Source organism: Pseudomonas sp. GM24 (assembly GCF_000282235.1).
In the GTDB taxonomy this organism is placed as follows: domain Bacteria; phylum Pseudomonadota; class Gammaproteobacteria; order Pseudomonadales; family Pseudomonadaceae; genus Aquipseudomonas.
This window is the reverse complement of the sequence record NZ_AKJR01000160.1, coordinates 1-20,612: the sequence shown is the minus strand read 5'-3', so window position 1 is coordinate 20,612 and position 20,612 is coordinate 1. Positions and strand designations below refer to the sequence as shown.

The following is a 20,612-nucleotide window of genomic DNA, read 5'->3' as shown; positions in this document are numbered from 1 at the left end:
GTTTCCTGTTTCAGCAGCAAGAAAGATCAGAAATCTTCCAGCCGCCACACCTCATAAGCCGGTGTCTCGTAGGGATGACTGAGCTTCAACGCCGCTACAGCAGCAACGATCAACTCATCCGCCACCACCAGCTCAACCTTCCATTCCTCAACCCGCTCGATCTGCCCCGCTTCACCAATGAACGGCTGACTGCCGTCCAAAGGTCGAAACTGGCCAGACCCAAGCACCTGCCACGCACAGTGGTCATAGTCACCGATTCGCCCACCACCGGCAGCGAACACGGCCCCTTTGACCACCTCGACATGACTGTCGGGAACAAAAAAAGCGAGCTTGTACACAGGCCTTAGTTAACCCAGACGCGCGCGTTACGGAACATACGCATCCACGGTGCATCTTCGTTCCAGTCTTCCGAACGCCACGAGTTCTGCACGGCACGGAACACACGCTCCGGGTGCGGCATCATGATCGTCACACGGCCATCACGGCTGGTGAGACCGGTAATCCCGCGCGGCGAGCCGTTCGGGTTGGCCGGATAACGCTCGGTGACCTTGCCGTGGTTGTCGACAAAACGCATCGCCACGCAACCCGACAGATCGGCTTCCAGCAGTGCTTCTTCGCTGGAGAATTCGGCGTGACCTTCACCGTGAGCAATGGCGATCGGCATACGCGAACCGGCCATGCCCTGCAGGAAGATCGAGTTCGACTCCTGAATCTGCACCATCGCCACGCGCGCTTCGAACTGCTCGGAGCGGTTGCGCACGAAGTGCGGCCAGAACTCGCTGCCCGGGATCAGCTCGTGCAGGTTGGACATCATCTGGCAACCGTTGCACACGCCGAGAGTGAAGCTGTCGTTACGCTCGAAGAAGCCCTGGAACGCATCGCGGGCGCGGCTGTTGAACAGTGCCGATTTGGCCCAGCCCTCACCGGCACCGAGCACGTCGCCGTAGGAGAAACCACCGCAGGCCACCAGACCTTTGAACTCGTTCAGGTCGACACGGCCGGCGAGAATGTCGCTCATGTGCACGTCGATCGCGTTGAAACCGGCACGGTCGAACGCGGCAGCCATCTCCACCTGACCGTTGACGCCCTGCTCACGCAGCACGGCAACCTGTGGACGGATGCCTTTCTTAATGTAAGGCGCGGCGATGTCTTGGTTGACGTCGTAGCTGAGCTTGACGCTCAGGCCCGGGTTGTCTTCTTCCAGCAGCACGTCGAACTCTTGCTCGGCGCAGTCGGCGTTGTCACGCAGACGCTGGATCTGGTAGCTGGTTTCAGCCCAGGTACGTTGCAGCAGACGACGCTGGCCTTCGAACACGGTGTCACCGTTGAAGGTGATGTTGATCTGGCCATTGTTGATCGGCTGACCGATCACTGACACGCAGTCGCCCAGACCGGCCGCGCTGAATTGCGCAAGGATGTCTGGCGTGGCGTCCTGACGAACCTGGATCACCGCCCCCAGTTCTTCGTTGAACAGGATCGCAGCGATTTCGGACGAGGACTCGGCAACGCTGTCGAGGTTCAGGCTCAGACCGCAGTGGCCAGCGAAGGCCATTTCCACTACAGAAGTCAGCAGACCACCGTCGGAACGGTCGTGGTAAGCCAGCAGGTGACCGTCGGCGTTGAGGCCTTGGATCACCGCGAAGAAGGCTTTCAGGTCTTCGGCGTCATCGACGTCCGGCGCGTGTTTGCCGAGCTTGCCGTGTACCTGTGCAAGGATCGAAGCGCCCATACGGTTCTGACCGCGACCGAGGTCGATCAGGATCAGGTCGGTGGTGCCCTTGTCCATGCGCAGTTCCGGGGTCAGGGTCTGACGGATGTCAGCCACTGGCGCGAAACCGGTCACGATCAGCGACATCGGCGAGGTCACGGTTTTTTCTTCGCCGTTATCGTTCCAGCGAGTGGCCATGGACATCGAGTCCTTGCCCACCGGAATGGTGATGCCCAGCTCAGGGCACAGTTCCATACCGACCGCTTTCACGGTGTCGTACAGACGCGCGTCTTCGCCCGGGTGACCGGCAGCGGACATCCAGTTCGCCGACAGTTTGATGTCGGAGATCTTGTTGATGCGCGAAGCAGCGATATTGGTCAGGGTTTCGCCGATGGCCATGCGGCCCGACGCCGGAGCGTCCAGCAGTGCCAGCGGAGTGCGCTCGCCCATCGCCATGGCTTCACCGGTGTAAACGTCGAAGCTGGTAGCGGTGACGGCAACGTCAGCCACCGGAACCTGCCACGGGCCAACCATTTGGTCACGGGCAACCAGGCCGGTGATGGTGCGGTCGCCGATGGTGATCAGGAAGCTCTTGCTCGCCACGGCCGGGTGATGCAGAACGCGCTCGATGGATTCGGTGATGTCGAGGTTCGACGGATCGAAGTCATCGCCCAGCTCGGCTTCACGAACCACCGAACGGTGCATGCGCGGGGCTTTGCCCAGCAACACTTCCAGCGGCATGTCAACCGGGTTGTTGCCGAAGTGGCTGTCGGTCACGGTCAGTTGCGGTTCAGCGGTGGCTTCACCGACTACTGCAAACGGGCAGCGCTCGCGTTCGCAGATCGCCTGGAAGCGCTCGAAGTCTTCCGGGCCGACCGCCAGAACGTAACGTTCCTGGGATTCGTTGGACCAGATTTCGTGCGGGGCCATGCCCGGCTCGTCGTTTGGAATGTTGCGCAGTTCGAAACGACCACCGCGGTCGCCGTCGTTGACCAGCTCCGGGAAGGCGTTGGACAGACCGCCCGCGCCGACGTCGTGGATGAAGCTGATCGGGTTCTTGTCACCCAGTTGCCAGCAACGGTCGATGACTTCCTGGCAGCGACGCTCCATTTCAGGGTTTTCACGCTGCACGGAAGCGAAGTCGAGATCCGCCGAGCTGGTGCCGGTGGCCATCGAGGAGGCCGCGCCGCCGCCCAGACCGATGAGCATCGCCGGGCCGCCGAGGACGATCAGCTTGGAGCCAACGACGATCTCGCCTTTCTTGACGTGCTCTTCACGGATGTTGCCCATGCCGCCAGCCAACATGATCGGCTTGTGGTAACCACGAACTTCGTCACCGTGCGGAGTGGTGATCGACTGTTCGAAGGTACGGAAATAGCCAGTCAGGGCCGGACGACCGAATTCGTTGTTGAACGCCGCGCCGCCGAGCGGGCCTTCGATCATGATATCCAGCGCGGTAACGATGCGCTCAGGCTTGCCGTACGGCACTTCCCACGGCTGTTCGAAGCCCGGGATCTGCAGATTGGACACGGTGAAACCGGTAAGGCCGGCTTTTGGCTTGGCGCCACGACCGGTTGCACCTTCATCACGGATCTCGCCACCGGAACCGGTCGACGCGCCCGGGAACGGAGCGATCGCGGTCGGGTGGTTGTGGGTTTCAACCTTCATCAGGATGTGCACCGGCTCCTGCACCGCGCCGTACTGGCGGGTTTCAGGATTCGGGAAGAAACGGCCGGCAACGTTGCCGACGATCACCGAGGCGTTGTCCTTATAAGCCGACAGAACGCCTTCGCTGTGCATCACGTAGGTGTTCTTGATCATGCCGAACAGGCTTTTTTCCTGGTTCTCGCCATCAATATCCCAACTGGCGTTGAAGATCTTGTGGCGGCAGTGCTCGGAGTTGGCCTGGGCGAACATCATCAGTTCGATGTCGTGCGGGTTGCGCTTGAGGCCGTTGAAGGCGTTGACCAGATAGTCGATCTCGTCTTCGGCCAGGGCCAGGCCCAGCTCGGTGTTGGCTTTTTCCAGCGCGGCGCGACCACCACCAAGGATGTCGATTGCAGTCAGCGGCTTCGGCTCGGCGTGGCTGAACAGACCGGCGGCCTGTTCGAGGTTGGCCAGCACGATTTGCGTCATGCGGTCATGCAGTACATCGGCAATCTGCTGGGCTTCGGCTTCGCTGAACTGACCGGCAACGTAGAAGGCGATACCGCGCTCCAGACGCTGGATCTTGCTCAGGCCGCAGTTGCGGGCGATGTCGCTGGCCTTGCTCGACCATGGCGAGATGGTGCCGAAACGCGGCAACACCAGAAACAGACGACCGGTCGGCTCTTGTACCGGAACGCTTGGGCCGTACTTCAGAAGGCGCGCTAGCACCTGCTGTTCGTCGCCGGTCAGGACGCCGGTGACTTCGGCGAAGTGAGCGAATTCAGCATACAGGCCACTGACAGCTGAAACCTTCTGGCTCAGTTGCTCAAGGAGTTTGCTGTGGCGAAAGGCAGAAAGGGCAGGAGCGCCGCGCAGGATCAACATCTTCGGGACAGCCTCGGGAAGGGGTGTGCTTTGAGGCCGTGCATTCTAGCCTAAACCGCCCTCAACATCACCCGAAACGCTACGCACGGTTGCACTCGGGTATCAATCTGTGTTTCCGACTTCAGAGTCAGGTAAATCAACCATTCAGAGGCCGCTTATTTTTACTGTAACAAAAAGCCGTAAAGGCCCGTTTCTGTGGGGTTTCGTCCTATTTTGTGATCGCTAGCAGACTCGCCCTGCACTGTCGAGATATGGCGCCCGTGGCCGTTTGCGTATACTGCGCAGATGTTTTTCCCAACGGCTTTGCGTCCGCGGTACGCCAAATGGCTGATCGCAACCGGACTCTTCCTGATGCTCGGTGGCTGTGTTGATAAACCCAACACACTCGAGCGCGTAAAGGAGGATGGTGTGCTGCGGGTGATTACCCGTAACAGCCCCGCCACCTACTTTCAGGATCGCAGCGGTGAAACCGGCTTCGAATACGAGCTGGTGAAGCGCTTCGCCGACGATTTGGGTGTCGAGCTGAAGATCGAGACCGCCGACAACCTCGACGACCTGTTCGACCAGATCGGCAAACCGAATGGCCCGGTGCTGGCTGCCGCCGGTCTGGTCAGCAGCGAACAGCGCAAGAAACAGGTGCGCTTCTCGCACTCCTATCTGGAAGTCACCCCGCAGATCATTTATCGCAACGGTCAGTCGCGGCCGACCGACCCGGGTGATCTGGTCGGCAAGAAGATTATGGTGCTCAAAGGCAGTACCCATGCCGAACAACTGGCGGAGCTGAAAAAGAAATTCCCCGGCATTGAATATGAAGAGTCCGATGCGGTTGAAGTGGTCGACCTGCTGCGCATGGTCGATGAAGGGCAGATTGACCTGACCCTGGTCGACTCCAACGAAGTGGCGATGAACCAGGTGTATTTCACCAATATTCGCGTGGCCTTCGACCTTGGCGATGCGCGCAGCCAGAGCTGGGCGGTCGGCCCGGGAGAAGACAATAGCCTGCTCAACGAAATCAACGCGTATCTGGACAAGGTGCAGAAGAACGGCACCCTGCAACGCTTGAAGGATCGTTATTACGGCCACGTCGATGTCCTCGGCTACATGGGTGCCACGACCTTCGCCCAGCACTTGCAGCAGCGCCTGCCGAAATACGAACAGCACTTCAAGAATTACGCGAAGAAAGAGAAAGTCGACTGGCGCCTGCTGGCAGCCATTGGTTATCAGGAATCGCTGTGGCAGCCGACCGTCACCTCGAAAACCGGTGTGCGCGGCCTGATGATGCTCACACAGAACACCGCTCAGGCGATGGGTGTGTCCAACCGCCTCGATCCGAAGCAGAGCATCATGGGCGGCGCCAAGTACCTGGCTTATATGAAGGACCAGCTCGACGATTCGATCAAGGAACCGGATCGCACGTGGTTCGCCCTGGCGGCGTACAACGTCGGCAGCGGTCATCTGGATGACGCGCGCAAGCTGACGGCCAAGGAAGGGTTGAACCCGGACAAATGGCTGGACGTGAAGAAGATCCTACCGCGCCTTTCCCAGAAGCAGTGGTACAGCAAGACGCGTTATGGCTACGCCCGAGGCGGCGAGCCGGTGCATTTTGTGGCGAACATTCGTCGTTACTACGACATTTTGACCTGGGTGACGCAGCCGCAGCTTGAGGGTGATCAAGTGGCTGAAGGCAATTTGCATGTGCCCGGCATCGACAAGTCAAAACCCGCGCAAGAACCTGCCCCGCTTTAAAAGCAAAAGATCGCAACCTTCGGCAGCTCCTACAATCCACCTGTAGCTGCCGAAGGCTGCGATCTTTTGATCTTAGCCCTTGAGAGCGGCCGCCAGAATCAGCGCCTTCATTTCCGATACTGCAGACTTGAAGCCGACGAACAACGCATGTGCCACCAGCGCATGGCCGATGTTCAGTTCGTTGATACCCTTGATTGCCGCTACGGCTTCAACGTTGTGGTAATGCAAGCCGTGACCCGCGTTAACGATCAGACCCTGAGCCAGACCAAACGCCACACCGTCCGCCACACGCTTCAATTCTTCAGCCACTTCGGTCGGGGTTTCGGCATCGGCGTAACGACCGGTGTGCAGCTCGATCGCTGGCGCACCGACGCGCTTCGATGCAGCGATCTGACGCTCGTCGGCATCAATGAACAGCGACACTTCGCTGCCGATCTTCGACAGACGTTCAACCGCTGCCTTGATGCGCTCTTCCTGCCCCGCTACATCCAGACCGCCTTCAGTGGTCAGTTCCTGACGGGTTTCCGGGACCAGGCAAATGTGCGCCGGACGGATGCGTTCGGCGAACGCCATCATTTCTTCGGTAACGCCCATTTCAAAGTTCATGCGGGTTTGCAGCACATCCGTGAGCAGCAGTACGTCGCGCTCTTGAATGTGCCGGCGGTCTTCACGCAGGTGCACGGTAATGCCATCAGCGCCCGCCTCTTCCGCGTCCAGCGCAGCCTTGACCGGATCCGGGTAGCGCGTGCCACGGGCCTGACGCAGGGTGGCGACGTGGTCGATGTTCACGCCAAGAAGAATGCGATTACTGGTGGTCACGGATGCGCGCTCCTGAAGAAAAAGATTCGGCGCACAGCATACACGGTGAAGGGTCTGTTTACGTCTGGGCCCGTTGCGCCGCTTCCAGACGTAAACAGACCCTTAGGGCTTGCGAAACAGCTCACGACTGACGAGAGGGCGACCGCCCAAATGAACGGCCAAGGCCTGCCGCATCAAGCGCTTGGCGGCGGACAGCGCACCGGGCGCGGTCCAGTCGGCTTCGGCCATGGCCAGTAATTCGACGCCGTTGAACAGGCCCGGCTGCAGCAGGAAAACCCGCTCAAGCCCCGCATCCACTTGCAGACGATAGAGACCGTCTGGCGCGACGGGCTCGCCATGGACGTCGGTATTCAACGAAAAGCCGTAACCGAGATCGTCCAACAGTCGCCACTCGAAGGAGCGCAGCAATGGCTCCAGCGGTCGACCTTCAGCCAGCGCTAGCAAAGTCGCGGCGTAGTGATCGAATACGCCCGGATGCGGGTCTTCAGCGGGCAGCAAACGAATCAGCAACTCATTGAGATAGAGACCGCTGAACAGCGCTTCGCCGTTGAGCCAGGCAGAGGCACCAGAACTCTCCATGCGCCCGACATTCTTCAACTCACCCTTGCCGCGGAACTCCACTTCCAGCGACACGAACGGCCGCGCCAATGTCCCGGCCTTGCCCCGCGCACTGCGCAACACCGCCCGCAGCCGACCTTGCGGCGTGAGGAAATCCACCAACGCACTGGTTTCGCGGTAGGCGCGAGAATGCAGGACGTAGGCGGGTTGGGCAGGAGGCGGGTTTTGCGACATGACGTTTTTCCCGGTCGGGATTGCAAAAAAGATCGCAGCCTTCGGCAGCTCCTACAGGTGTAAACAAGACATTGTAGGAGCTGCCGAAGGCTGCGATCTTTTGATCTTCGAATCGCTTACAGGTCGCCGTAACCCAGCGAACGCAGCGCACGCTCGTCGTCGGACCAGCCGCCCTTCACCTTGACCCACAGGTTTAGCATGATCTTGGAGTCGAACAGCAGCTCCATGTCCTTGCGCGCTTCGGTGCCGATGCGTTTGATGCGCTCGCCCTTGTCGCCAATGATGATCTTCTTCTGGCCGTCACGTTCAACGAGGATCAAGGCGTGGATGTGCAGGGTTTTGCCCTGCTGCTTGAACTCTTCGATCTCGACGGTGATCTGGTACGGCAGCTCAGCGCCCATCTGGCGCATGATTTTCTCGCGCACCAGTTCAGCAGCGAGGAAACGGCTGCTGCGGTCGGTGATCTGGTCTTCCGGAAAGAAGTGATCGTTCTCCGGCAGATGATCGGCAATGACCTTTTCCAGCGCGTCAAGGTTGTGCCCGTGTTGCGCCGAAATCGGAATGATCTGCGCGTTCGGCAGTTGTTCCTGCAACCAGCTCAGGTGCGGCATCAGCTCGGCTTTGTCTTCGATGCGGTCGGTCTTGTTCAGCGCGACGATCAGCGGACCCGTCACGTACTGCACGCGTTCAAGAACCATCTGGTCTTCGTCGGTCCACTTGGTGCGGTCGACCACGAAGATCACCACGTCGACGTCTTTCAACGCCGCCGAAGCGGTTTTGTTCATGTAGCGGTTCAGGGCCTTTTCGCCACCCTTGTGCATGCCGGGGGTGTCGACGTAGATCGCCTGCACGTCACCTTCGGTTTTGATCCCGAGCATATTGTGGCGAGTGGTCTGCGGCTTGCGCGAAGTGATCGCGAGCTTCTGGCCAAGGATGTGGTTCAGCAACGTGGACTTGCCAACGTTGGGACGGCCGACGATGGCAACATAGCCACAGCGAGTTGCGTTTGTATCAGTCATTGCCATTCTCCACGCCCAGGGCAATCAGTGCTGCGGCGGCCGCTACCTGTTCGGCAATACGACGGCTCACACCCTGACCTCGGCTTTTTTCATTCAGTAAGACAACTTCGCACTCGACGAAGAAGGTTCGGCAGTGCGGCTCGCCCTGGATATCTACCACTTCGTAGCGTGGCAGATCGCAACCGCGCGATTGCAGGTGTTCCTGCAGGCGGGTTTTCGGATCCTTGTTGGTGTCGACCAGCGTCAGGCCTTCGAACTCACCGGCCAGCCAGGCCAGCACGCGCTCACGCGCCATGTCCATGCCGGCGTCGAGATAGATCGCGCCGATCAAGGCTTCGAGGGCATCGGCCAGAATCGATTCGCGACGGAAACCGCCGCTTTTCAACTCGCCGGAACCCAGTCGCAGGTAATCGCCAAGGTCGAAACCGCGCGCCAGTACGGCCAGCGTCTCACCTTTTACCAAACGTGCGCGCAAACGCGACAACTGGCCTTCGCGGGCCAGCGGGAAGCGATCGAACAGCGCCTCGCCGGCAACGAAGTTGAGGATGGCATCGCCAAGGAATTCCAGGCGTTCGTTGTTGCGCCCGGCAAAACTGCGGTGCGTCAGAGCCAGCAGCATCAGCTCCTGGTCCTTGAAGGTGTAACCGAGCTGACGCTCGAGACGGCTTAGAGAAACGCTCACGGTTTACCCACGCTGAGTTCGTGGCTGGATTCCACTGCCATCGCCGGGATGCGGCGCAGGCCTGGGACAATTAACGCTGTGTTCAAAAATTAAATCCTGGCGATTGCGAAGCCGATTGTGCCGACTCCAGAAATGCATTCGGCGCTGTGGTCAACAGCGCCGTGTGTGATTACTTGATCAGGCCAACCCGCGAGAAATTCGGCAGGTGACTGAGTTTCGGTTCTGGCCAGCTCATCCAGACCGCGAAGGCCTTGCCGACGATATTCTGGTCGGGAACCATGCCCAGCAGATCCTTGGGAATGTTCGGATCATCCCAGTAGCGACTGTCATTCGAGTTGTCGCGGTTGTCGCCCATCATGAAGTAGTGCCCGGCAGGCACTGTCCACGAGCGGTCCGGCGTGGCGCGGTAGCGGCTCATTTCCTTGCGGATCAGGTGCTCGGCGGCGCCCAGTTTCTCTTTGTACAGTTCGGCGCTGCCCAGCGTGCCCGGCTCGGCACCGACCATCTGCTCGGCAATCGACTCGCCGTTCACAAACAGACGCTTGTCGGCGGTGTAACGCACCGTGTCACCCGGCAGACCCACTACACGCTTGATGTAGTTGACGTTCGGATCGCTCGGGTAGCGGAACACCATCACATCGCCGCGCTGCGGATCACCGACTTCGATGATTTTCTTGTCGATCACCGGCAGGCGGATCCCGTAAGAAAACTTGTTCACCAGAATGAAGTCGCCGACATCCAGGGTCGGTTTCATCGAGCCCGAAGGGATCTGGAACGGCTCCACGAGGAACGAGCGCAGTACCAGCACGATGAACAACACCGGGAAGAACGACTTGCCGTATTCGACCAGCAGCGGCTCTTTATTCAGTTTTTCAACGACCACCCCGTCAGGCTGGCTGACGCTGCCTTGATAAGAGGCAATGGCAGCACGCCGACGCGGTGCCAGGATCAACAGATCAAGCAACGCCAACAGGCCGCAGACGAACACGGCGATGACCAGCAACAGCGGGAAATTTAGTGACATAGGACCTAACTATCCAACCTGAGCACGGCAAGGAAGGCTTCTTGTGGAATTTCCACGTTGCCGACCTGCTTCATGCGTTTCTTACCGGCCTTTTGCTTCTCGAGCAGTTTCTTCTTACGGCTGACGTCACCACCGTAGCATTTGGCCAATACGTTCTTTCTGAGCGCCTTGACGGTTGTCCGGGCAACGATCTGACCACCGATGGCGGCCTGAATGGCTACGTCGAACATCTGACGAGGAATCAGTTCTTTCATCTTCTCGGTCAACTGGCGACCTTTGTAGTGCGAGTTGTCACGGTGCACGATCAATGCAAGGGCATCGACCTTGTCGCCGTTGATCAGCACGTCCAGTTTCACCAGATTAGCCGATTGGTAACGATCGAAATGGTAATCCAGCGAAGCATAGCCACGGCTGGTGGATTTGAGACGGTCGAAGAAGTCCAGGACCACTTCGTTCATCGGCAGGTCGTAAGTGACTTGCACCTGATTGCCGAGGAACAGCATGTCGACTTGAACGCCACGCTTCTCGATGCACAGGGTGATGACGTTGCCCAAGTGTTCCTGCGGCACCAGAATGTTGGCGCGCACGATCGGCTCGCGCATGTCTTCGATCGACGACACATCCGGCAGCTTGGACGGGTTGTCGACGTAAATCGTTTCACCGGTTTTCAGCACCAGCTCGAAGATTACCGTCGGCGCCGTGGTAATCAGGTCCAGGTTGTACTCGCGCTCAAGGCGCTCCTGGATGATTTCCATGTGCAGCATGCCGAGGAACCCGCAACGGAAGCCGAAGCCCAGTGCGTCGGAGCTTTCCGGGGTGTATTGCAGCGACGAGTCGTTGAGGGTCAGCTTCTGCAGCGCTTCGCGGAAATCCTCGAAGTCGTCGGAGCTGACCGGGAACAGACCGGCGTAAACCTGCGGCTGGATGCGTTTGAAGCCGGGCAGCACTTCAACGTCCGGGGTCGAGCTCAGGGTCAGGGTGTCACCGACCGGTGCACCGTGAATGTCCTTGATGCTGGCAATGATGAAGCCCACTTCGCCGGCCTTGAGGTCAGCGGTGGCGGTGTGTTTCGGGTTGAACACGCCAACGCTGTCGACCAGGTGGATCTTGCCGGTGGACTTGACGAGGATCTTGTCGCCCTTCTTCACGCGACCATGACGCACGCGCACCAGGGAGACAACGCCCAGGTAGTTGTCGAACCAGGAATCGATGATCAACGCTTGCAGCGGATCTTCGATGTTGCCGGTCGGCGCAGGAATGGTCTGCACAAGGCGCTCGAGCACTTCGTCGACACCCAGGCCGGTTTTGGCACTGCAGGTGACGGCGTCGGTGGCGTCGATGCCGATGATCTTCTCGATCTCGTCCTTGACGCGCTCAGGATCAGCCTGCGGCAGGTCGATCTTGTTCAGCACCGGCATGACCTCAAGGCCCTGCTCGATGGCGGTGTAGCAGTTGGCCACGGACTGGGCTTCAACACCCTGACCCGCATCGACCACCAGCAAGGCACCTTCACACGCGGCCAGGGAACGGCTGACTTCGTAGGTGAAGTCGACGTGGCCCGGGGTGTCAATGAAGTTCAGCTGATACTTGATGCCGTCTTTGGCGGTGTAATAGAGGGTAACGCTGTGGGCCTTGATGGTGATCCCGCGTTCACGCTCCAGATCCATGGAATCCAGTACCTGGGCTTCCATTTCACGCTCGGCCAGGCCGCCGCACATCTGGATGAAGCGATCGGCCAGCGTCGACTTGCCATGGTCAATGTGGGCGATGATGGAGAAATTGCGGATATGACTCAAATCACTCACGGATCAACACTCAAAAAGGCTGCAGGCATAGCCCGCCGAAAAATAGCCGGGAATTGTACCTGATACACGGCGCAAGCGTCACGTTCGCCTGTCACCCGGATTGCATGCAAAAACGCCCCGATCTGTCGACCGAGGCGTTTTCGAGGTTTAAAGCACAGGTCAATCGCCTGTCATCAACCGGCTCTTCGCAGGAGCCAGACACCCGCCAGCGCACAAACCCCGGCCGGCACCAGTACCGCGAACAGCGGCGAGAAACCGAACACCAGGCTCGACGGGCCGAGCAAATCCTGGACGATACGGAAGGTGAAGCCCACCAGAACACCGGTGAACACGCGCTGACCGAGAGTCACCGAACGCAACGGACCGAAGATGAAGGAGATCGCCATCAACACCAGAGCGGCAGTGACCAACGGCTGCAACACCTTGACCCAAAATGCCAGCCAGTAACGGCCGTTGCTCAGGCCTTGCTCGGACAGGTAGTGGATGTAACCCCACAAGCCACTGATCGACAGCGATTCCGGCGCCATGACCACGGTGCTGAGCAATTGCGGGCTCAACGCCACGTCCCATTGCTCACTCGGGGTATTGACGACTTCCGTGCTGCGCTCATGGAACAGCGTGGTGGCAACGTCGGTGAGTTGCCACTTATTGCCGTCGAACTCGGCCTTCTTGGCGAAGCTCGAACTCAGCAGATGGCGCTCCTTGTCGAAGTGATAGCGGGTCACGCCATACAACAGGCCGTTCGGTTGCACGGCGTTGATGTGGATGAATTCTTCACCCTGACGGTGCCACATACCGTGTTTGGCGCTCTGCGCGTCGCCGCTGCCTTGCGCCAGCGAGCGATTGGCCTGCGCCATGCTTTCGGTTGCCGGAGCAACGTACTCGCCGATCAGCACACCGGCCAGCATCAGCACCAGCATTGGCTTCATTACAGCCCAGACAATACGGCCGATGGACACGCCTGCAGCGCGCATGACCGTCAGCTCACTGCTGCTGGCCAGACTGCCGAGGCCGATCAGGCAGCCGATCAATGCGGCCATTGGCAGCATTTCGTAGAGACGGCGCGGCGCGGTCAGCAGTACGAAGCTCAGGACATCAACGAGGGTGTAGGTTTCGCTGACGTCACCCATCTCATCGATGAAGGCGAACAGCGTCGCCAGGCCGAGAATGATGGCGAGCACGGCAATGATCGCCATGAACACGCTGCTGCCGATGTAGCGATCGAGTTTAACCACGGGCCACCTCCAGCGCTGCGGAGCGACGGCTGGCCATCTTCAGGCGTAGCGGCTCCCAATAGAGCAGGCCGAGACCGATGAACAGGAAGATCGCGTGCACCCACCATAGGCCAAGGGCCGGCGGGATCTTGCCTTTTTCAAGGGCGCCGCGGGCGGCAATCAGGATGGTCAGGTAAGCCATATAAAGAAGAATCGCCGGCAGCAGCTTGAGGAAACGCCCTTGGCGCGGATTGACTCGCGACAGTGGCACCGCCATCAAGGTCACGATAAATACCAGCAGCGGCAGGGACAAACGCCATTGCAGTTCGGTTTTCGAGCGAATGTCATCGCTGCCCAGCAGAGACGAGGTCGGCATGGCGTCGCGATCGGTGACTTCTTCGCTGACGTCCGGCTTGGGCAACAGCACGCCGTAGGTTTCGTAATGAATGGCACGGTAATCGGCCTGACCCGGACTGCCGTCGTAGCGGTAGCCGTTATCGAGGATCAGATAGCGGTTGCCGTCGGGGCGCACTTCCTGGCGACCGCTTTCAGCCACCAGCACGGAAATCCCGCGATCCTTTTGATCGGCGCCGAGGTTCTTCTGCGAAATGAACACGCTACCCAGGTTGACGCGATCGTCACTCAGGGTTTCGGTGTAGGTCACCCGGGTGCCGTCACGCAGGGCCTGGAAGCGTCCCGGCTCGAGGGTATCGAATTCGGTCAGCGCGTCCTGCTTGTTCAGCAGCAACTGGAACTGGTTGGCGCCTTGTGGGGCCAGCCCAAGGCTCAGCCATGCCACCACCAGCGCAACCAGGGTCGCTGGAAACAAGGTCATGCGAAACAGCTTCTGCTGGCTCATGCCGGTGGCCGACAGCACGGTCATCTCGCTTTCGAGATACAGACGACCGTAGGCCAGCAGGATCCCGAGGAACAGGCCCAGCGGCAGAATCAGTTGCAGAAACCCCGGCAGACGAAAGCCCATGATCAGGAACAGCGAGCCCGGATCGAGCTGACCGGCAGCGGCCTGAGCGAGGTATTTGATGAAGCGACCGCTCATGATGATGACCAACAGCACGGCACTCACGGCGCTGAGGGTCAACAGGACTTCGCGGGACAGATAACGGAAGACGATCAAACCAGACACTCCAGGGTTGTCAGGCTAAGGCGGCCAAACAAGCAAACACATCGACCGGCCCGCAACGCAGAGCCGTCGAAAAAAGATGCGGCATTATCCTGTGATTGGAGGCGCCTGTCACTGCGCACACTCATCCATGTCTGTAATCCTTTGCAGATCGTACAACCTAGGGGGCGTTCTCAATTAGTTTTCACACCGCGCCGGGTCTGCTGTTGTGCAGGGCAAGGCGCGAGAAGCGTGGTTTGGTCATTCCAAATAAGCTTCGAGCAACGCAGCCCTGCACAACAGCAGGCCCGGCCCTTCGGGTTGTGCCTTAAAGCCGGCCAGTCTGCGTTGCAGGCCTTGGAAAGGGAACAACCATTCCCAGCGGCCTGCGCCTTGCCTGGCTGGCTTTAAGGCGACAACGCGGTGTGAAAACTAATTGAGAACGCCCCCTAGGGTTGTCAGGCGCGGGGAGCGAGGTTCAAACTGCGGCCCTTGTCGCAGGCTTTGGCCTGCGCCTCTTCTATCTATAAGCAGGCGACTGCGGACACCGTCGAACGCCTGCGTGTTGACCATTCATTCAGGGATCCGGACATGGAACTGGTTGTAAAAAGCGTTGGCCCAGAAACGTTGAAAACCGCCACCCTGGTGGTTGCCGTCGGTGAAGGCCGCAAACTCGGTGTCGCCGCCAAACAGGTCGACGAACTCAGCGGTGGCGCGATCAGCGCCGTTCTCAAGCGTGGCGATCTGGCCGGCAAGGTCGGCCAGAGCCTGTTGCTGCACAGCCTGCCAAACCTGAAAGCCGAGCGCGTGCTGCTGGTCGGTGTGGGCAAGGATGAAGAACTGGGCGACCGCCCGTTCCGCAAAATCGTTGCTGGCATCCTCAACACCCTGAAGGGCCTGGGCGGCAGCGACGCCGTGCTGGCGCTGGATGAAATTATTGTCAAAAACCGCGACAGCTACGGTAAAACCCGTCTGCTGGCGGAAACCCTGGTGGACGGCGAATACACCTTCGACCAGTTCAAGAGCCAGAAAGCCGAACCGCGCGCCCTGAAGAAAATCACCCTGCTGACCATCAAGGCCGCCCAAGCCGAAGTGCAACGCGCCGTGAACCACGCCACTGCGATCGCCAACGGCATGGCCTTCACCCGCGATCTGGGCAACCTGCCGCCGAACATCTGCCACCCGACCTTCCTCGGCGAACAAGCGAAGAACCTCGGCAAAGAGTTCAAGGATCTGAAAGTCGAAGTCCTCGACGAGAAGAAGATCAAATCCCTGGGCATGGGCTCGTTCTACGCCGTCGGCCAAGGCAGCGAGCAGCCGCCGCGCCTGATCGTCATGCAATACAACGGCGGCAAGAAATCCGAGAAGCCGTACGCACTGGTCGGTAAAGGCATCACCTTCGACACCGGCGGCATCAGCCTGAAGCCAGGCGCCGGCATGGACGAAATGAAATACGACATGGGCGGCGCTGCCTCCGTGTTCGGCACCCTGCGCGCCGTGCTTGAGCTGAAACTGCCGATCAACCTGGTGTGCATCCTCGCCTGCGCGGAAAACATGCCGAGCGGCAACGCGACACGTCCAGGCGACATCGTCACCACCATGAGCGGCCAGACCGTGGAAATCCTCAACACCGACGCCGAAGGCCGTCTGGTGCTGTGCGATGCGCTGACCTACTCCGAGCGCTTCAAGCCACAAGCGGTGATCGACATTGCCACCCTGACCGGCGCTTGCGTCGTCGCACTGGGTGCGCACACCTCGGGTCTACTGGGCAACAACGACGAACTGATCGGCCAACTGCTCAGCGCCGGTAAAGCCGCTGACGACCGCGCCTGGCAACTGCCGCTGTTCGACGAGTACCAGGAACAACTGGACAGCCCGTTTGCCGACATCGCCAACATTGGCGGGCCGAAGGCCGGCACGATCACCGCCGCGTGCTTCCTCTCACGCTTCACCAAAAACCTCAACTGGGCGCACCTGGACATCGCCGGCACCGCATGGACCAGCGGTGGCAAGGACAAGGGCGCCACTGGCCGTCCAGTACCTCTGCTGACCCAGTACCTGCTGGATCGCGCCAAAGCCTGAACCCGCTGATGGGCGGCGTCACTCTCGGGTGACGCCGCTTGCCGCTCTGGAACCGCAATGACCAAAGTCGATTTTTACATCCTGCCCAGCGCCGACCCGTCGGCTCGCCTGGATTTTGCCTGCAAACTCACCGAGAAAGCCTGGCGCATGGGCCATCGCATCTATCTGCATTGCAGCGATGCGGCTCAGCGTGACGATCTCGATGCGCGCCTGTGGGCATTCAAGGGCGAAACGTTCGTGCCTCACGGCCCGGCTGACAGTGAACCGGACGGTTTGATTGTGCTGGGGTTGGGTGACGACTGCGGTCAGCATCAGGATTTACTGGTCAATCTCGATCTGAAAGTCCCGGCCTTCGCCAGCAAATTCGCCCGCGTGGCGGAAGTGGTGGTCGAAGATCCGACGATTCGGGCGGCCGCGCGGGAGAGTTTCCGTTTCTACCGCGAACAGGGCTATCCTCTGCAAGATCACCGTTTACAGCGACTCTGAGCATTCCAATGGACACTCCGAAACCGCAGCAAAAGCCAACACACCTGCTGGACGATCTCGAATCGATTCGCCAGTTGCTCGGCGACGACAACCTGCAACCACCGCTGTTGACCGACACGGTCGACGACGGCGAACAGGAACAGATTCCGATGTTGTTTGACTCTGTCGGCGCCGAGCCGGCTGCTGTCGAACCATCACCCGCGCCAGCCCCGACACCCGCCGCGCAACCTGTGGCACCTGTGAATAAAGGCCCGGACGCCCTGCTCCACCTCGACAGCGAACTACGCGCCGCCGCGCAATTGATCATGCAGGACGTGATCGACGACTTCGCGCCGCACATCGAAACCGAAATCAAACGCCGGCTCGATGCGCGGATGGAACGGCTGCTGAGTCAGTACGAATAACCCGTCCCGTTTAGGAGCTGCCGCAGGCTGCGATCTTTTGGCCTTTGTTTTTTAAAGACAAGATCAAAAGATCGCAGCCTTCGGCAGCTCCTACATTTAGATCTCCATCCGGCCCGCCCCGCTCGCCCTCGGCCCCATGCCCCGCTATACTCGTCGGCTTTTCCTGAATTAATGCCAATAGGGTCCCGCCGCGCATGGATAAGACCTACCAGCCGCACGCCATTGAAACTTCCTGGTACAACACCTGGGAGTCCGAGAACTACTTCGCCCCGCAAGGCGCGGGCGACTCCTACACCATCATGATCCCGCCGCCGAACGTCACCGGCAGCCTGCACATGGGTCACGGTTTCAACAACGCGATCATGGACGCCCTGATCCGTTTCCGCCGCATGCAGGGTCGCAACACCCTGTGGCAACCGGGTACCGACCACGCCGGTATCGCCACGCAGATGCTGGTGGAGCGTCAACTCGAAGCCCAGGGCCAGAATCGCCATGATCTGGGCCGCGAAAAATTCCTCGAGAAAGTCTGGGAGTGGAAGGATCAGTCCGGCGGCAACATCAGCCGTCAGATCCGCCGCCTCGGCTCGTCCGTTGACTGGAGCCGCGAGCGCTTCACCATGGACGACGGCCTCTCGGAAGCGGTTAAAGAAGCCTTCGTACGCCTGCACGAAGACGGCCTGATCTATCGCGGCAAGCGCCTGGTCAACTGGGACACCAAACTGCACACGGCGATTTCCGACCTCGAAGTGGAAAACCACGACGAGAAAGGTTTCCTGTGGAACCTTAAGTACCCGCTGGCTGACGGCGCAAAAACCGCTGACGGCAACGACTTCCTGATCGTCGCGACCACCCGTCCGGAAACCATGCTCGGCGACTCCGCCGTTGCGGTGAACCCGAACGACGAGCGCTACCAGGCCCTGATCGGCAAGTTTGTCGAGCTGCCACTGGTTGGCCGCCGCATCCCGATCATCGCCGACGATTACTGCGATCCTGAATTCGGCACCGGTTGCGTGAAAATCACCCCGGCCCACGATTTCAACGACTACGAAGTCGGCAAGCGCCACAACCTGCCGCTGCTGAACATCTTCGACAAGAACGCCAACGTGCTGCCGGCAGCGCAGGTGTTCAACCTTGATGGCACGCTGAACGACAGCATCGATGGCCAGATTCCGGCTGAATATGCAGGTCTTGAGCGTTTCGAAGCGCGCAAGCAAATCGTTGCGGCATTTGACGCCGCCGGCCTGTTGGTCAGCGTCAACGACCACGGCCTGAAAGTCCCGAAAGGCGACCGCTCCGGCACCATCATCGAGCCGTGGTTGACCGACCAGTGGTACGTGTCGACCAAGCCTTTGGCCGAGCCTGCGATTGCCGCCGTTGAAGACGGCCGCATCCAGTTCGTGCCGAAGCAGTACGAAAACATGTACTTCTCGTGGATGCGCGACATTCAGGACTGGTGCATCAGCCGTCAGCTGTGGTGGGGCCACCGGATTCCGGCCTGGTACGACGAGTCGGGCAAGGTCTACGTCGGTCGCGACGAAGCCGAAGTGCGTGCCAAGCACAACCTCGGCCCGGACGTGGCGCTGCAACAGGATAACGACGTACTCGACACCTGGTTCAGTTCCGGCCTGTGGACGTTCTCCACCCTGGGCTGGCCTGAGCAGACCGAGTTCCTGAAGAAATTCCACTCCACCGACGTACTGGTCACCGGTTTCGACATCATTTTCTTCTGGGTTGCCCGGATGATCATGCTGACCATGCACCTGATCAAGAACGAAGACGGCACGCCGCAGGTGCCGTTCAAGACCGTTTATGTGCACGGTCTGGTGCGCGATGGCCAGGGCCAGAAGATGTCCAAGTCCAAGGGCAACGTCCTGGATCCGCTGGACATCATCGACGGTATCGAGCTGGAAGAGCTGGTGCAGAAGCGCACCTCCGGCATGATGCAGCCGAAACTGGCGAAGAAGATCGAGAAGCAGACCCGCGAGGAGTTCGCCGACGGCATCGCCAGCTACGGCACCGACGCCCTGCGCTTCACTTTCTGCTCGCTGGCCTCGACCGGTCGCGACATCAAGTTCGACATGGGCCGCGTCGAAGGCTATCGCAACTTCTGCAACAAGATCTGGAACGCCGCGCGTTACGTTCTGGACAAGGGCGAAGACTGCGGCCAGAACGGCGAAGCCTACGAGCTGTCGCTGGCGGATCGCTGGATCATCTCGCAGCTGCAACGCACCGAAGCCGAAGTGACCCGTCAACTCGATCAGTTCCGTTTCGACCTGGCAGCACAAGCGCTGTACGAGTTCATCTGGAACCAGTACTGCGACTGGTACCTGGAACTGTCCAAGCCAGTGCTGTGGGACGAGAATGCGCCGGTTGAACGTCAGCGCGGCACCCGCCGCACGCTGGTTCGCGTACTGGAAGTGGCGCTGCGTCTGGCGCATCCGTTCATGCCGTTCATCACTGAAGAAATCTGGCAGCGCATCGCGCCGCTGGCTGGTATTCAGGGCAAGACGATCATGCTGCAAGCGTGGCCAGTGGCCAACGAAGAGCGCATCGATCCCGCGGCCGAAGACGACATCGAATGGCTCAAGGAACTGATGCTCGGCACGCGTAACATCCGTGGCGAAATGAACATCGGCCCGGGCAAACCGCTGCCAATCTACCTGAAGAACGTCAGCGCTGAAGACCAGCGCCGTCTGACCGAGAACGAAGCGCTGCTGAAGAAACTGGCGCGACTGGAATCGATCACTGTTCTGAAGGCCGGCGAAGAAGCGCCGCTGTCCGCCACCGCACTGGTTGGCGAGATGGAAGTGCTGGTACCAATGGCCGGCCTGATCGACAAGGGCGCTGAACTGGCGCGTCTGGACAAGGAAATCCTGCGTCTGCAGGGCGAAGTCCAGCGCGTTGGCGGCAAACTGTCCAACGCCGGTTTCGTCGACAAGGCCCCGGCCGAAGTCATCGAAAAAGAACGCGCCAAACTGGCCGAGGCTGAACAAGCCCTGGGCAAACTGGCCGAGCAGCACGCGCGGATTGCCAGCCTGTAACGGCAAATCGCAATAAAAAAGGGAGGCCCATGCGGCCTCCCTTTTTTATGGTTCCCGCCACCTTCCCCTGTAGGAGCTGCCGAAGGCTGCGATCTTTTGATCTTGTTTTTCAGGGTCAAGATCAAAAGATCGCAGCCT

General features: G+C 59.8%; 15 protein-coding genes. 5 read left to right on the top strand and 10 right to left on the bottom strand.

Going from position 1 to position 20,612, the window contains the following annotated elements; all coding sequences use genetic code 11:
* Nucleotides 1–26: 26 nt before the first annotated feature.
* A complete protein-coding gene (locus tag PMI23_RS18240; RefSeq protein WP_007909019.1) occupies nucleotides 27–338 on the bottom strand; it encodes a Nif3-like dinuclear metal center hexameric protein in 312 nt (103 codons plus the stop codon).
* A 5-nt stretch (nucleotides 339–343) separates the two neighbouring features.
* The gene (purL, locus tag PMI23_RS18235; protein WP_007909020.1) at nucleotides 344–4,240 is read right to left on the bottom strand and encodes a phosphoribosylformylglycinamidine synthase; all 3,897 of its coding nucleotides are present in this window, start codon (nucleotides 4,238–4,240) and stop codon (nucleotides 344–346) included.
* 285 nt (nucleotides 4,241–4,525) lie between these two features.
* Here purL and mltF point away from each other — a divergent pair, with 285 nt between their 5' ends.
* Nucleotides 4,526–5,986: a membrane-bound lytic murein transglycosylase MltF gene (mltF, locus tag PMI23_RS18230; protein WP_081498726.1), complete on the top strand. Its 1,461-nt coding sequence runs from the start codon at nucleotides 4,526–4,528 to the stop codon at nucleotides 5,984–5,986.
* A gap of 72 nt (nucleotides 5,987–6,058) precedes the next feature.
* Here the strand turns inward: mltF and pdxJ are convergent, their stop codons facing one another.
* The 8 genes from pdxJ to lptF all read right to left on the bottom strand — a co-directional run bounded on the left by pdxJ (nucleotide 6,059) and on the right by lptF (nucleotide 14,476).
* Nucleotides 6,059–6,805: a pyridoxine 5'-phosphate synthase gene (gene pdxJ, locus PMI23_RS18225; RefSeq protein ID WP_007909022.1), complete on the bottom strand. Its 747-nt coding sequence runs from the start codon at nucleotides 6,803–6,805 to the stop codon at nucleotides 6,059–6,061.
* A gap of 102 nt (nucleotides 6,806–6,907) precedes the next feature.
* Nucleotides 6,908–7,597, bottom strand: coding sequence for a DNA repair protein RecO (recO, locus tag PMI23_RS18220; protein ID WP_007909023.1), 690 nt, complete (start codon nucleotides 7,595–7,597; stop codon nucleotides 6,908–6,910).
* 116 nt (nucleotides 7,598–7,713) lie between these two features.
* Nucleotides 7,714–8,616 carry a GTPase Era gene (era, locus tag PMI23_RS18215; protein ID WP_007909024.1) on the bottom strand — a complete coding sequence of 301 codons (903 nt, stop codon included), beginning with the start codon at nucleotides 8,614–8,616 and terminating at the stop codon, nucleotides 7,714–7,716.
* Entirely contained in the window at nucleotides 8,609–9,298 is a 690-nt protein-coding gene (rnc, locus tag PMI23_RS18210) for a ribonuclease III (protein WP_016986099.1), read from the bottom strand. The genes era and rnc overlap by 8 nt, the downstream gene beginning before the upstream one ends.
* A 169-nt stretch (nucleotides 9,299–9,467) precedes the next feature.
* A complete protein-coding gene (gene lepB / locus PMI23_RS18205) occupies nucleotides 9,468–10,322 on the bottom strand; it encodes a signal peptidase I (protein ID WP_007909027.1) in 855 nt (284 codons plus the stop codon).
* Between the two features lie 5 nt (nucleotides 10,323–10,327).
* Nucleotides 10,328–12,127 (bottom strand): translation elongation factor 4, encoded by a 1,800-nt coding sequence (gene lepA / locus PMI23_RS18200; RefSeq protein WP_007909029.1) that lies wholly within the window; start codon nucleotides 12,125–12,127, stop codon nucleotides 10,328–10,330.
* Nucleotides 12,128–12,300: 173 nt separating this feature from the next.
* Entirely contained in the window at nucleotides 12,301–13,362 is a 1,062-nt protein-coding gene (lptG, locus tag PMI23_RS18195; protein WP_007909032.1) for an LPS export ABC transporter permease LptG, read from the bottom strand.
* Nucleotides 13,355–14,476, bottom strand: a complete 1,122-nt coding sequence (lptF, locus tag PMI23_RS18190; RefSeq protein ID WP_007909044.1) for an LPS export ABC transporter permease LptF — start codon at nucleotides 14,474–14,476, stop codon at nucleotides 13,355–13,357. Before lptF ends, lptG begins: the two co-directional genes overlap by 8 nt.
* A 576-nt stretch (nucleotides 14,477–15,052) precedes the next feature.
* Here lptF and PMI23_RS18185 point away from each other — a divergent pair.
* The 4 genes from PMI23_RS18185 (at nucleotide 15,053) to PMI23_RS18165 (ending at nucleotide 20,474) form a co-directional block, all read left to right on the top strand.
* Nucleotides 15,053–16,543 carry a leucyl aminopeptidase gene (locus PMI23_RS18185; protein WP_007950052.1) on the top strand — a complete coding sequence of 497 codons (1,491 nt, stop codon included), beginning with the start codon at nucleotides 15,053–15,055 and terminating at the stop codon, nucleotides 16,541–16,543.
* A gap of 57 nt (nucleotides 16,544–16,600) precedes the next feature.
* Complete coding sequence (locus PMI23_RS18180) at nucleotides 16,601–17,029, top strand: DNA polymerase III subunit chi (protein ID WP_007909049.1); 429 nt, start codon at nucleotides 16,601–16,603, stop codon at nucleotides 17,027–17,029.
* 8 nt (nucleotides 17,030–17,037) lie between these two features.
* Entirely contained in the window at nucleotides 17,038–17,433 is a 396-nt protein-coding gene (locus tag PMI23_RS18175; protein ID WP_007909050.1) for a hypothetical protein, read from the top strand.
* A 194-nt stretch (nucleotides 17,434–17,627) separates the two neighbouring features.
* On the top strand, nucleotides 17,628–20,474 hold the full coding sequence (locus PMI23_RS18165; protein ID WP_007909051.1) for a valine--tRNA ligase: 2,847 nt from the start codon (nucleotides 17,628–17,630) through the stop codon (nucleotides 20,472–20,474).
* Nucleotides 20,475–20,612: the final 138 nt, after the last annotated feature.

Coding starts and splice junctions, on each gene's coding strand:
- lepB (WP_007909027.1), bottom strand. CDS start 10,322: ATGTCACTAAATTTCCCGCTGTTGCTGGTCATCGCCGTGTTCGTCTGC.
- purL (WP_007909020.1), bottom strand. CDS start 4,240: ATGTTGATCCTGCGCGGCGCTCCTGCCCTTTCTGCCTTTCGCCACAGC.
- recO (WP_007909023.1), bottom strand. CDS start 7,597: ATGTCGCAAAACCCGCCTCCTGCCCAACCCGCCTACGTCCTGCATTCT.
- PMI23_RS18165 (WP_007909051.1), top strand. CDS start 17,628: ATGGATAAGACCTACCAGCCGCACGCCATTGAAACTTCCTGGTACAAC.
- era (WP_007909024.1), bottom strand. CDS start 8,616: ATGACTGATACAAACGCAACTCGCTGTGGCTATGTTGCCATCGTCGGC.
- PMI23_RS18175 (WP_007909050.1), top strand. CDS start 17,038: ATGGACACTCCGAAACCGCAGCAAAAGCCAACACACCTGCTGGACGAT.
- PMI23_RS18185 (WP_007950052.1), top strand. CDS start 15,053: ATGGAACTGGTTGTAAAAAGCGTTGGCCCAGAAACGTTGAAAACCGCC.
- PMI23_RS18180 (WP_007909049.1), top strand. CDS start 16,601: ATGACCAAAGTCGATTTTTACATCCTGCCCAGCGCCGACCCGTCGGCT.
- mltF (WP_081498726.1), top strand. CDS start 4,526: ATGTTTTTCCCAACGGCTTTGCGTCCGCGGTACGCCAAATGGCTGATC.